This is a genomic window from Chryseobacterium sp. SN22 (genome assembly GCF_008329705.1).
In the GTDB taxonomy this organism is placed as follows: domain Bacteria; phylum Bacteroidota; class Bacteroidia; order Flavobacteriales; family Weeksellaceae; genus Chryseobacterium.
The window spans coordinates 91,916-105,844 of record NZ_VTSX01000020.1 but is presented as its reverse complement, the minus strand read 5'-3'; the positions used below and the strand labels follow the sequence as shown (position 1 = coordinate 105,844).

At 40.1% G+C, this 13,929-nt stretch carries 11 protein-coding genes; 2 read left to right on the top strand and 9 right to left on the bottom strand.

Annotated features, from left to right (window positions below):
* Positions 1-231 precede the first annotated feature (231 nt).
* A complete protein-coding gene (locus FY557_RS14490) occupies positions 232-639 on the top strand; it encodes a hypothetical protein (RefSeq protein WP_149247957.1) in 408 nt (135 codons plus the stop codon).
* Between the two features lie 150 nt (positions 640-789).
* On the opposite strand, the gene serS is transcribed toward FY557_RS14490, so the two are convergent.
* The 9 genes from serS to FY557_RS14445 form a co-directional block, all read right to left on the bottom strand.
* Positions 790-2,058, bottom strand: coding sequence for a serine--tRNA ligase (gene serS, locus FY557_RS14485; RefSeq protein ID WP_149247956.1), 1,269 nt, complete (start codon positions 2,056-2,058; stop codon positions 790-792).
* A 67-nt stretch (positions 2,059-2,125) separates the two neighbouring features.
* Entirely contained in the window at positions 2,126-2,629 is a 504-nt protein-coding gene (locus FY557_RS14480; RefSeq protein WP_149247955.1) for a hypothetical protein, read from the bottom strand.
* 38 nt (positions 2,630-2,667) lie between these two features.
* Positions 2,668-3,921, bottom strand: a complete 1,254-nt coding sequence (locus FY557_RS14475; protein ID WP_149247954.1) for a polysaccharide biosynthesis C-terminal domain-containing protein — start codon at positions 3,919-3,921, stop codon at positions 2,668-2,670.
* The gene (locus FY557_RS14470; protein ID WP_149247953.1) at positions 3,918-5,051 is read right to left on the bottom strand and encodes a glycosyltransferase; all 1,134 of its coding nucleotides are present in this window, start codon (positions 5,049-5,051) and stop codon (positions 3,918-3,920) included. Before FY557_RS14470 ends, FY557_RS14475 begins: the two co-directional genes overlap by 4 nt.
* A gap of 106 nt (positions 5,052-5,157) precedes the next feature.
* Positions 5,158-5,646 (bottom strand): hypothetical protein, encoded by a 489-nt coding sequence (locus FY557_RS14465; RefSeq protein WP_149247952.1) that lies wholly within the window; start codon positions 5,644-5,646, stop codon positions 5,158-5,160.
* A gap of 118 nt (positions 5,647-5,764) precedes the next feature.
* Positions 5,765-6,550 (bottom strand): (Fe-S)-binding protein, encoded by a 786-nt coding sequence (locus FY557_RS14460; RefSeq protein WP_149247951.1) that lies wholly within the window; start codon positions 6,548-6,550, stop codon positions 5,765-5,767.
* A gap of 84 nt (positions 6,551-6,634) precedes the next feature.
* Positions 6,635-7,972: a 4Fe-4S dicluster domain-containing protein gene (locus tag FY557_RS14455; RefSeq protein WP_149247950.1), complete on the bottom strand. Its 1,338-nt coding sequence runs from the start codon at positions 7,970-7,972 to the stop codon at positions 6,635-6,637.
* Between the two features lie 9 nt (positions 7,973-7,981).
* Complete coding sequence (locus FY557_RS14450; protein ID WP_149247949.1) at positions 7,982-8,932, bottom strand: MlaD family protein; 951 nt, start codon at positions 8,930-8,932, stop codon at positions 7,982-7,984.
* Positions 8,933-9,060: 128 nt separating this feature from the next.
* Positions 9,061-11,208 (bottom strand): peptidylprolyl isomerase, encoded by a 2,148-nt coding sequence (locus tag FY557_RS14445; RefSeq protein ID WP_149247948.1) that lies wholly within the window; start codon positions 11,206-11,208, stop codon positions 9,061-9,063.
* A gap of 259 nt (positions 11,209-11,467) precedes the next feature.
* Here FY557_RS14445 and lon point away from each other — a divergent pair, with 259 nt between their 5' ends.
* A complete protein-coding gene (gene lon, locus FY557_RS14440; protein WP_149247947.1) occupies positions 11,468-13,873 on the top strand; it encodes an endopeptidase La in 2,406 nt (801 codons plus the stop codon).
* Positions 13,874-13,929: the final 56 nt, after the last annotated feature.

The following is a 13,929-nucleotide window of genomic DNA, read 5'->3' as shown; positions in this document are numbered from 1 at the left end:
AAATAAAAAAGTAGTTTATAGATTAGTTGGAACATTAGATTACGAAGAGGTAAGTAAAAAATTAAACTCTCTAAGATAGTAATTTGCGATCTAAGCTTTTAGAGGCAGAAAACTTACAAACAAGTAAAATTACCTAAAACTCATTACAATAATAATTAAAAGAAAATCCTTTTAAAAAAGTAAAAAATTTTCTTTTAATATTAAGACTTTAAGAAATTTGATCATGAAAATATGAAATCAAAACTTCTTCTTTTCTTCATCATCCTATTTTCATTAAATTTTAAATGCCAAACCACTATGTCTGGTTTAGACAAAGGCTTAGCAATTGGAAACATACTGGTACAAGGCTATATTGCTTTAAAAGGCAGTGGCAAAAAAACGGTAGATCCCAACGCAAAAACGGTAGACAGCTTCTGTTTTAAGAATAAGATGGATGAAAAAATTATCGTAAAGCTCAATGGTAAAATAGAAGATGAAGATATAAAAAAAGAACTCGTGATACAAAAAGACGAGAAAGAGTGTACGTTTAATTTGCCAAAAGGTATTTATACTTACGAAGTATTACTTTCAAGTAAAGATACCTATCAGAAAGGTGAATATCAGGTTTCCGAGGAAACTTTAATGACGATAAATCGTTAATATCTAAATAACCGCTTTCTCACGAGAGCGGTTTTTTATTATATATTTCTTTCTTGAAACGAGTAAAAATCTAACCTAACAATTAAAATGAGGAAAATTAAAAAGGCTATCCAAAAATTGGATAGCCTCTCTGTTATTCTAAAATATCTTTTAATTAATCATATCAAACCTCGCATATTCCGCAATCTTCTTCGGAAGCTTGATGCCTTCTTCGGTCTGGTTGTTTTCCAGCAAGGCAGCCATAATTCTTGGTAAGGCCATGGCAGAACCATTCAGGGTGTGGACCAGCTGGGATTTTCCGGCCGCTTTGTAACGGCATTTCAATCGGTTAGCCTGAAAGGTTTCAAAATTGGAGACGGAACTTACTTCCAGCCACATTTCCTGGGCCGCGCTCCATACTTCAAAGTCATACGTCATGGCAGACGCGAAGCCAGTATCGCCGCCACACAGTCTTAATACCCGGTATGGCAGTTCAAGATCACTCAGGATTTCCTTAATATGCTCCACCATTTCTTCAAGAACAGCATATGAATTTTCAGGCTTTTCGATCCTTACGATTTCTACTTTTTCAAACTGGTGAAGGCGGTTCAGTCCTCTTACATGGGCACCATAGCTTCCTGCTTCCCTTCTGTAGCATTGTGAAAAAGCAGTATTTTTTATAGGTAAATCTTTCTCATCCAGTAAGACATCGCGGTACAGGTTGGTTACCGGAACTTCCGCCGTCGGGATCAGGTATAAATCATCCGCCTGGATGTAGTACATCTGCCCTTCTTTATCCGGCAGCTGACCGGTTCCGTACCCTGAAGCTTCATTAACCACGTGCGGCGGATTGACTTCCATATAGCCTTTTTCAACATTTTTGTCCAGGAAATATTGAACCAATGCTCTTTGCAGTCTGGCTCCTTTTCCTAAATAAACGGGAAATCCTGCGCCGGCAATTTTTACGCCCAGCTCGAAATCGATCAGGTTGTATTTTTTAGCCAGCTCCCAGTGTGGGATTGCGCCTTCACCAAGACCCTCCACGTCATGAGACTGGTAAATGATCTCGTTATCATCCGCAGAAATACCGCTTTTTACCAGTTCGTTCGGAATGTTCGGTAACTGGTACAGAATATTAATCAATTCTTTTTCCTTGACATCCAACTGAGATTTCAATTCCGACGTCGACTCCTTATACTGTGCGGTTTTAGATTTTGCTGATTGTGCTTCCTCTTTCTTTCCCTCTTTCATTAAAAGCCCGATTTCTTTGGAGATTTTATTGATTTCGGAAAGCTGGGAATCCAATTCAAACTGGATTTTCTTTCTTTCTTCGTCAGTAGCAATAGCCTCATCTACCAACTCAAGATTCTTGAATTGTCTTTTTTGAAGACCTTCTAAAACGCGCTCTTTGTTGTCGCGCAAAAAATTGACTTGTAACATTTTATTTAGATGTTAGTTATTAGAATGCTGAGCATGGGATGCCCGCAGTTTTGCAAAGGTATAAAATTTATTTTACGATCGTTACCACATTCGGGGAACCCGGTGTTTTTGTGAACCTCAGGGTATCGTTATAATACACTCTTGAGACTTCAAAAGCCAATGGCGCCATCCGGTATTCTATCCTTAGGGTGTCATTAATGGTATCTTGAATAGTTGTATTCAGTCTTTTTATCAGAGAAAGAGCAATTACGGAACGGTAGGTTTTATTATTAGGATCCAATGTATCCACTCCTATTCTTCTGGCTCCTGCAATGTATTCGATGAAAAGCGTAGAATCTGCAGTTGCCCGTAATGAACTGCTTACCGGTGAAATATCTTTAATCCCGAATACATCATTCATGGAATAGGTAAAATACGTCTGATCCTTTTTCTGGTGAAGCAGATCCTGTCCGGCACTGTTTCTCACGTAAATATTTAAAATCTGATCGATCTGTTGCAGATCATCATCTCCTGTTCTGCAGCTCAGAACAGCTAAACATACGACCAGAATTCCGAAGACAATATTTCTCATTTCCAACAAAGATAAAAACTTATTTTTATTCTGTCCTCCTATTTTTTCTTTAAGGCCTTATTTAAAAGTAAATTGATCTCGGCTTTTGAAAGGAAATAATCCCTGATCCTAAATTCTGTCATCTTATAAAACTGCCAGAATAAAAGCGCAGAGGACAAGCAATACGAAATAGATGTTACCACGCAGGCTCCTTTAATGCCCCATCTCGGAATTACGTAGAAGGAAGAAATAACCGTAAAAACCAGTCCTATCAATGATTTTACATTGAGGATCCTGAGCTTATTAATTCCTGCAAAATAATACCCGATGATGTTGCTAACGGCGATGGCCATAATGCCCGGTGAAAGCAGAAGCACGATTTCTTTGGTCCGGCTGAACTCTTTTCCGAAAATCATCGCATACACTTGAGCCGGGATAACCAGCATTATCATAATAAACAATAAGGTAATTAAAAAACTCATCTTTAAAGAAACCTTTGTTTTTTCAATGGCTTCAACTGAACTTCTGTTATTGACTACATCAGAATACAGAACCACGGAAAGGCTGCGGCTTACCGTCCATACTGCTTCGGAAAAGGCAATTCCCACCGAAAAAACCCCGACACTGGTGATTCCTTTAAAATATTCGAGAAAGTAAAAAGACAACCGGTAATTCAGAAACTGCAGAAAAGAGCTTATCTGCGTTTTCCATCCGTAATCGAAAAGCTTGTAACCGACCGCCCTTGAGAAAGATAATTTTCTAAAGTTAGAATATCTAAATACCTGAATGGCACTGACCAGAAATAAAAACCCGAAGCAGCTGATCTGGGCACTAAAATAAGCTTCTACGGAAGTTATGCGGATCACGTAAACGATAAGGACAATAAATACGATGTGCATCACCTGTTGCAGAACCGTATAAACATTAAACATTCTGATATTTTGCTGGCCTACAAACAAATTTACATTGGCAGTCAGCAATGCTGATAATACAGACAAGATGACTAAGTAGCACGAATATTCTGAAGCCTGATTAAAGCTGAAAACAATGGAAACGGTGACTCCTACAAGAACAGACCAGAGATAGGCAAAAGGTAAAATTTCCTCAGTCCTGAATCTTTTGGCAAAGTAGCTCATACTGCTTCCTACAAAAACATTGGCAAAAAAACTGATAACGGTAAGATTGGCTACCATGATGGAAATAATCCCCTTGCCGTTACTTCCCCACTGATTGGTCGTGTAAATGACCAACCCGAAATTTAAGATCAGGATTAAAAATCGCGAAACAAAAGTTTTAAGAATTGTCTGCTTCATCTTCTCACTGCATTGTGGATGAAGTTTACAAATAAGTTTTTAATGGCTGCCCAATTGTATTTTTTTTCATACGCAACCCTTGCATTTGCAGCGTGTTTTGCATACAGTTCCGGGTCTTCGAGATATTGTAAAATGTGTTCTGCAATAGTCTCCGGGATCTTGGGATCTACCAGAAAACCAAATCTGCAAACATCAATATGCTGTCGAATGGCTTTCAGATCGGTATAGATGACGGGCTTTCCGGAAGCGGCATAATAGAATAATTTGATCGGTAAACAATGATGATTTTCATAATTCATGGTCCTTAGGTCGAAACAGATGTCCGCCTCTGCATATGCTTCCGTGAAGGTTTCAAAAGAGGCAGATTTCCCAATACTTATATTATCAAACCGGTATTTTTCCAGTTGTTCTGTAAAATACTGTTTGTCTTTTTTTTTTCTTGGCCCTCCGATCAATAAAATGCGGAGATCCAGGCCCGGTCTCTTTTTTCGCAGGTAATCTGCTGCTGCAAAAAAATGACCGATCCCCTTTTCCTGGGAAAACTGTCCGGTGTAACAGAGGGTAATGGTATTGTCCTGTATTGTTTTAATATTCTTATGAATATAGGCATCATCAGGATAATAAGGCAGTATTATCTTTTTTTTAAACGGAAAAAAATAAGCCAGTGGAAACTTTTTCGTATCCTCTCCAAAAATAAAATGGGTGCTGATAAACCCAGCGTAAAGCTGGATCATAAAGAACTTTAGGGCATGAAAGATATTTAACGGAAAAGAAAAAGGTTCCATCATTCTCATTGAAGGATACCATTCGGTGATATCGTACACAATACTGACTTTCTTTCGTTTTTTAAACTTTCCTGCAGCCATTACTGCCAGCGGTTCCGAACAGATGACAGTATCGGGATTAAAACCCTGAACTACTTTTTTAAAAACTTCTAATTTCTCTTGCGTGCTTTTCTCAAGTATTGCGTAGGATTCGATTTCAATTGTGTCGGCTGTTCCCTGGAATTCAGAGGTAAGGCTGCAGATTTTCACCCTGTGCCCTTCATCTTTCAATGCTTTCGCCTGATGATAAAAAATCCGGTCATCATCATATTGGTGCGCAGTCGTTAAAAAAAGGATTTCGGCCATCAGTTTAGGGAATCTTTATTTAAAGCTTTAAGAAAATTTCTGCAAATATAATTAAACCAAAAAAAGTGGAAATGTTCCACTTTTATATTGATTTACCATAAATGGTTTACTTAATCCCGGCAGCCCAGCTTCTATCGAATGGCAAAAGAAAATTTCCAAGAAACTCAAGATAGGTATTCTTTGAAAAGTCGAACACCTGGATATCTCTGGAGATTTCCCCGCTCCTTACTTTGGATTTAAAATCATTAAGCTTCAATGTTTTTACTTCTCCGTTTTCTACAAAACTGGCTTTCATCCGGTCAAAAAGTCCCAGTTGGTATTCTTCATCAATTTCTCTCATTATCTTTCCCAAGGCATCGATGCTGCAGCCTGACGCCATCTCTTTTTCCTCATCTACACAGATGACAACAAACTGGTTTTTCTCAATTTTAAAAGAGGAAGAAAGCGGTTTTCCATGAGCTGCCCATGTTGCCAGGAAATCAAAAAGTTTCTCTGTGATCTGCTTTGCTTCTTTAGTTTCAAAAGGCCTTGACGCCGGATATATAATGACTCTGTAATCATTTGCTTCTACGATATTGGATTCTTCAATCTTCATTTTAATCAATTTAAAAAGTAAAATTACAATTTTTTCTTCAGACATTAATCTGCCTGTATGGAATTAACATTAAACAATAAACTCAGGAAAAATCCTGAGTTTTATAATTTTAAGCCATTTACAGATCTTCCGCCTCAGCCAGAAGCTCAACGATATCTTTTACCGCAACTTCATGATTTTTATTAAAATGTTTTACCCCATCCGTCATCATGGTGTTACAGAACGGGCAGCCTGTGGCAATAACTTTCGGCTCAACGGACAAGGCCTCTTCAGTTCTTTCGATGTTGATGTCTTTTTTCCCTTTTTCAGGTTCCTTGAACATCTGTGCACCACCCGCACCGCAGCAAAGACCATTGGTTTTGCAACGTTTCATTTCAACGAGTTCTGCATCCAGTTTTTCGAGTAACATTCTCGGTGCTTCATATTCGCCGTTGGCGCGTCCCAAATAACAAGGGTCATGAAAAGTAATTTTCTTTCCTCTGAAAGCTCCGCCTTCAATCTTTAAGCGGCCTTCTTCCATCAGGTTCTTAAGAAACTGGGTGTGATGGATCACTTCGTACTTCCCTCCAAGACTTGGATATTCATTTTTCAGGGTGTTGAAACAATGCGGACAGGCCGTAACGATTTTTTTCACTTCATAGGCATTCAGGACTTCAATGTTCGTCAGAGCCATCATCTGGAAAACAAACTCGTTTCCGGCCCGTTTTGCAGGATCTCCGGTACAGCTTTCTTCCTGTCCCAAGACTGCAAATTCAACGCCTATTTTATTTAATATCTTGCAGAATGCTTTCGTGATTTTTTTGGCACGGTCGTCAAAGCTTCCCGCACAGCCCACCCAGAATAAAACTTCCGGCGATTTCCCTTCGGCAGCATATTCTGCCATTGTTTTTATATTGAAATCCATTTTAGTTTAGTTTAACAATATACCCATGCAACATTTTATCAGTAATGATTGTTACATCGTCATATTTCTAGATTGTTACATTAATTAGTCTTTCGCCCAATTCAGACGGTCAGCCTGGTTGTACTGCCAAGGAGCGGCGTTGTTTTCGATATTTGCCATCATCAGGTTGAGTTCCTGCGGCGCTGCCGACTGTTCCATGACCAGGAATCTTCTCATATCATTAATGATGGATAACGGGTCCAGCAATACAGGACAGGCCTCCGTACACGCATTGCAGGTTGTACAGGCCCAAAGTTCTTCTTTGGTAATATAGTCATGCAGCAATTTTTTGCCGTCATCCTCAAACTTGCCGTTTTTATCGATGTTTTTTCCTACTTCTTCCAGACGGTCCCTGGTTTTCATTAAGATCAGTCTGGGAGAAAGTTTTTTACCAGTAATATTAGCCGGGCAAACGGCTGTACAGCGGCCACATTCGGTACAGGAATAAGCATTTAAGAGTTGTACCTGATTTAGGTCAAAGATATCCTCAACACCGAATTTTGACGGTGTTTCGGCTTGTCCGTCTGCCGGAGCTGCATATGGATCTGCATTCGGATCCATCATCAGCTTAATCTCTTTCGTTACAGACTCCAGGTTATTGAATTTCCCTTTCTTTTCAAGGTTAGCGTACCAGGTACTTGGAAAAGCAAGGATAATGTGTAAATGTTTTGAATAATAGAGGTAATTCATAAAGAAAAGAATTCCTACAAAATGGAACCACCAGGCAGCTCTCTCAATTCCGAACAGAAATCCGCTGTCAAAGCTGAAAGTCTCCAGAAAAGGAATAAAGGAAATCCTACTGATCGGGAAAGCTCCTACATTTGCAAAATGGCCGTAGCCTCTGCTCTGTAAAATAGCATCCGAGGCATTCATCATAAAAAAAGCCATCATCAGGGCAAATTCGATAATCAGAATCCAGTTGGCATCTTCCTTCGGCCATCCCAAAAGTTCCTTCATCGTGAGCCTTTTCACTCCGTAGAAATTTCTGCGGATAAAAAACGCTACAACTCCGATAACTACCAGCAATGCTAAAATTTCCAGTGTTGCCGTAAAGAAGCGGTATACACCGTTTCCTATAATGGTAGATAAAAACCGGTGGGTTCCGAATATCCCGTCTACCACGATTTCTATAAGCTCGATATTAATAATGATAAAACCAACATATACGAAAAGATGCAGAACTCCGGCAATCGGACGTTTTGTCATTTTGCTCTGGCCCATCGCTACTTTTGCCATGGTTTCCCAACGTTCACCTTTTCTGTCGCTACGGTTAATCTCCCTTCCTAACCTGATATTTCTGTAAATCTTAAGCAGACTCATGGCAAATAGCCCGAAACCTGCTGTTAATAAAATAAAAAAAATAATATGAGGAATATACTGCATGGTTATATATTAGTCTTTACTATTCTTTCCGAATACGGAGAAGTTAACGTATTTCTTAGGATGTGCCTTCAGATCTTCGATCAAAGAATTAAGATTATTGGAGGCAGCGTTAAGATTGTTGTATAGCTGATCATCTTTCATAATCTTTCCTAAGCTTCCTTCTCCTCTGTCGATTCCGGAAACCACTTTATTCAATTGGCCCACCGTTTCATCAAGATTGGCGATGGTAGCATTCAGCTTTTTGGTGTCGATGCTTTCCGCTAAATTTCCGTATTTATCCAAAGTAACTTTTCCGCTCTGCATGGTAAGGCTGGCATCATCCAGTACTTTCTGAAGTTTAGGATCATTATGTCCTACCAAAGAGTTTACACTTGCTGCCGTGCTCTGTAATGCACCAACAGTTTTATTAAGGTTAGCCAGTAATAATTTAATTTCCTGTCTGTTTTGAGCATCTACAAGTTGATTGGCATTGGTCATCAGAGAATCTACCCGGTGAAGAACTACCTGCAGCTGGTCTTTTACCGGACCCACCTGCGAAGAGAGGCTTCCCAGTGTTCCAAGCTTGAAGGCGCCTCTTAATGTATCGCCGTCTTTGGCAGTAGGACCTCCGTACATCAGGTTGATTCTCATTTCTTTACCCCCCATCAGGCTGGGCTCAAAAATTTCTAATGTCGAATTCTTTGAGAACTCAAAATTGTTATCTACGGTAATTTTTACAATAAAATCAAGCTTCCCGGTTTTGGAAGTATGAGGAATAATTTTATCCACCTGTCCTACTTTCAAACCATTGATGGAAACGGGCGAGGATTGGGCTAACCCCTCTACGTTATCATATTTTGCGTAAAATATATTGTCGGTAGTAAAAAGGCTTCGGCCTTTCATAAATTGAAAAAGCACCACAAAACCAACAATGGCCAATAGTGCGATTACACCAGCTTTTAATTCTTTACTGAACTTCACTTGCTAAATTTTTTCTAATGAGCAAATATACTACATTTAAATTAATGTTTTTCTTTTAATGCTCCGCGTTAAACACAAAGAAAGCGGCAAAAACTTTGCCGCTTTTTATCTATCTGAAAATTATTTTTTTATTGTTGTTGGGAACCCGATTTGTTCCAGATTTCAATTCTGTAATCATCGATCTTCGCGTTGTCCTGTAAGCTCTTTAACCAAGCCTGTCCGAACATTCCGCCGTTTCTCTGGGTAACGGATTCTGTAAACTGCTTAAGGTCTCCGGGCTGCTTATTGGTTATTTCATTTTTCTTAACCAAAACGTAAACGCCTGTTCCCCCTTCAACCGGATTGGATAGCTGCCCTTTCTTCACTCCGAATGCAGCACCGGCCACCTTCGGTTCCATAGCACCTGCTACTGATGGATTCAACAGGTTAACCTGCGCAGACTGTTTTGTAGTTCCGAACTGTTTTGCCACCTGATCAAGACTTCCCGGCTTACCCAATTTTTCTGTAATCTGTTTTGCAGCCAGCTTGTTTTTCACCACAACCTCGATCTGGTCTCTCACTGATTCCGGATCTGCTGTCCCCTTTTCCTGTTTACCGTTTAGGTAAACAACAATTTTATCTCCTGTTCCGTCTACTGTAAATAATTCAGTGTCCCCTTTCTCTCTTTTCTTATCGAATGCCCAAGCCAGGATATCTGCATCTTTTTCTGTTCCTAAGCCCTGAAGCTGACCGTCGAATCTCTTTGCCTGCTTCGGATTGGAGAACTGGTAGTTTGCTTTTTTGGCAATGTTTACGAAATCGTTGAATGATTTCCCCTGAACCTGCTGAACGAACCGGCTTGCCTTTTTGTTTACTTCCGCTTCCGTAGCGTCAGAAGGCTTCACTGCTTTTACAAGATTAGCTACTTTATAAGCCATTGCACCCGGCTTCTTATCTTCAATATTGATGATGTGGTAACCGAACTGTGTTTCTACTACGCCTGTTGCTCCTTTAGGATTTTCTGCCAGGTATTTTAAGAATTCAGGCACGAAAGGTGTTTCAGGTGTTGTCCATCCTAAACTTCCTCCCTGGGCTGCAGAACTCGGGTCGTTGGACAATTTAAGGAATTCAGTGAATTTAGCAGGATTTGCTTTTACTACTGCACCAATAGAATCGGCCAGTTTTTTAGCCTGTTCTTTGGATCTTGTTACGCCTTCTCCCGCAGGGCTTCCTTTGAAAGCGATAAGGATATGTCTTGATAATGTGGAATCCGAAGTCTTTTTATCCAAAAGCTTAGACACCACATAGAAGTTCTGCTCTTTGTAAGGACCGAAAGTCTGACCGATTGCGGCTGTAGGAAGCTGTGCCTGGATGGCTTGCGGCAATTGATTCGGTTTTACATACTGAGGATTGTAAGGCATATCTGAATTGGCCATTACGAACATGGAGTCGTTTTTGGTATTCTGGAAATTTTCAGAACCTCCGCTTGCATCTGTTCCTGCAGAGAACAGTTTATTGATCTCTTTCTGAGCGGCAGCATCATCGGCTGAGCTCGGCTGAGAAGGGAAATATACAATCCCGATATTTCTGCTTTCGTCAGCCTTGAACATCACAGGATGTTGTTTGATATAATTAGCCAGATCTTCAGTAGTTACCTTGATGTTGTTTTTCTGAAGGTAAGTTGCGTAATCGATCTTTACGAAATCAATGTCTGCCAGCTGATCTCTTTCTCTCATCAGTTCCTCAGCCTCTTTCTTACCAGTGGTGATCCCCGTAGAAATATTGGCAAAAACCTGTCTTGCCATCAATCGGTATTCGACTGATTTTCTGGTTTTCAACCATTGGTTGTATCCTTCCGGCGAGGCTGCCTTCATCTCTTCGATCTGTTTTTTAAGCTCCTGGGTTTTGAAATTGCCCTTCTCGTCGAAAAACTGCTTCTGCTGAGCAAACATCTGATCGTACTGAAGCTGGCTCCAGAAATAATCTTCCGTCATTTCGAAACCCATTTTCTCGAATTGCTGCTTGATCAGCTTAGACTGTACCAGCAATTGCCAGGCCTGTTCTTCAAGACCTGCCTTGGGCTGACCTTGCTGTTCAGCCTGCTGTTGCAGCACGAAAAGTTGATCATTAAACTCTTCACGGGTAATTTTCTCACCATTTACTTTTCCTAAAACATCAGGATTTTTACCAAAAACCTTATCAATACTATCGGGGTTTACAAGGAACGCTAAAAGCGCCAGTGCAATTACTCCCATCAAGAGCCAAGGTCTACTCCTAATTTGTCCTAAAATTGCCATTATATATATTATAGTTTTTTATCAGTTTGCGAAAATACACATTTTTAAGAAATTACGGAAACCCAAGTCCTTTATTTTAATTTTTAAAATTTAATTTTTATAAAAAAGGAAATTATGACCATATTTTTTAGCAAAAAACAAATGGCATAAGTCTTGTGCCTTATTAGCTCACACAATATGTGATTCCTTTTCAAAACATATTGTGAAATTTCACGTTAACGAATTAAAACGACAATGACAATTTGTCATTCGATTTACTATGACAGAATTTGAAGATATTAGTTTAGAAGAAATGATAAGCGACGGATTTGATATTGTAGCCCAGGAAATCACCCTTGATGATCTTGCGGAAACGGAAAAAAATTCCGAGCAAAAAATATTCCCGATCCTTCCCGTTAGAAATATGGTGATGTTCCCGAATGTTGTAATTCCCATTACAGCAGGGAGGAAAACATCCATCCAGCTCCTTGAGGAAGCTCAGCAAAACGGTGACTTTATCGGGATTGTGAGCCAGAAAAATTCTGAACTGGAGCAGCCTACCGAAAAAGATATTTTTCAGGTAGGTACTTTGGCGAAAATCATTAAGATCATTAAGCTTCCGGAAGGAAATATCACCGCTATTACGAAAGGTTTCTACCGATTTAAAGTAAAGAAAATTGTGGAGACCCAACCGTACTTTAAAGCTGAAATTTCAAAACTGAAAGATTCCAAACCTAAAAATAAGGAAGAATATGAAGCATTGCTGGAAAATGTAAAGGATCTTGCCTTAAAGATTATCGAGCTTGATCCCAATATTCCGAATGCAGCCAATTTCGCTATAAAAAACATCAACAATAACGATGACCTGCTGAATTTCATCTGTACCAATGCCAATTTCCCTTCTTCCGACAAGCAGAAGCTGCTGGAAGAAAAAAACCTGATGGAAAGGGCCAACAAGTGCTACGAAATGATGCATGAAGATTTCAGGAAACTGGAACTGAGAAACCAGATCCATCAGAAGACCTCCAAAGATCTTGACAAACAGCAACGGGAATATTTTCTGAACCAGCAGATCCGCACCATCCAGGAAGAGCTGGGCGGCGGACCGGAAGGTGATGTGGAAGACCTGATCAAGAAAGGAAAAGACAAGAAATGGAGCGATGAAGTGGAAGAGCATTTCCAGAAGGAAATCAACAGATTGCAGCGTCAGAATCCGAATTCACCGGACTATAATGTACAGCGGAATTACCTGGATTTCTTTACAGATCTTCCTTGGGAAACGTACACAAAAGATGTTTTTGATATTGCGAAAGCAGAAAAAATTTTAGATAAAGCCCACTTCGGACTGGAAGATATCAAAAAAAGGATCTTGGAGCATATGGCGGTTTTAAAGCTTAAAAACAACATGAAATCCCCTATTCTCCTGTTGGTAGGGCCTCCGGGAGTCGGGAAGACATCTTTAGGAAAATCGATTGCCGATGCTTTGGGAAGAAAGTACGTACGGCTTTCTTTAGGTGGGCTTCATGACGAAAGTGAAATCCGCGGACACCGAAAAACCTATATTGGAGCGATGGCCGGAAGAATTCTTCAATCTATTAAAAAATCAGGAACTTCAAATCCTGTGATCGTGCTGGATGAGATCGACAAGATCGGTCAGGGCTTGCATGGGGACCCGAGTTCAGCATTGCTGGAGGTACTGGATCCGGAACAGAATAAATCATTCTATGATAATTTCCTGGAAATGGGTTATGACCTGTCCAGAGTGATGTTTATTGCTACAGCAAATTCTTTATCAACCATTCAGACTCCACTCTTGGACAGAACCGAAATCATCCAGATTGCCGGTTATACGCTGGAAGAAAAGATCGAGATTGCAAAAAGGCATTTAATTAAAAAGCAGCAGGAGGAAAACGGGCTTACTGCTAAATCGTTCAAGCTTGGATATGACGAACTGAAACATATTGTTGAAGCCCATACTTCGGAAAGCGGTGTGCGTTCCCTAGAAAAAAGAATTGCAGGAATCGCCCGTTGGGTAGCTCTCCAGACTGCTCTGGTAAAAGACTATGATCCTAAGATCTCCGTTGAAAAAATTGATGAAATCCTTGGGGTCCCAAGACCTAAAAGTTTATCCGAAATCACAGGAGTACCGGGAGTGGTGACCGGGCTTGCCTGGACCAGTGTCGGTGGTGACATTTTATTTATTGAAAGTATCCTGAGCAACGGAAAAGGCAATCTCACAATGACCGGGAACCTGGGAACCGTAATGAAAGAATCGGCAACCATTGCCCTGGAATATATTAAAGCGAAACATGACGAATTAGGCATTTCCCAAGATGACATGGAGAAAAAGAACATCCACGTTCACGTTCCGGAAGGTGCTACACCGAAAGACGGACCATCTGCGGGAATCGCGATGCTGACTTCCATGGTTTCTTCGTATAAAAATAAAAAAGTAAAACCTCATCTTGCCATGACAGGAGAAATTACCTTAAGGGGAAAAGTGCTGCCTGTAGGCGGGATTAAAGAAAAACTTCTGGCAGCTACAAGGGCCGGAATCAGAGACGTTATTTTATGTGAAGCCAACCGCAAAGATGTAGAGGAAATAAAAAAAGACTACCTGAAAAATCTCAGCGTTCATTATGTAAGTAGAATGGAGGAAGTAATTGATATTGCGATTGAAGAATAATCTGCATATTAGATAATATTAAACACGTCTCAGATTTGGGACGTGTTTTAATTTAT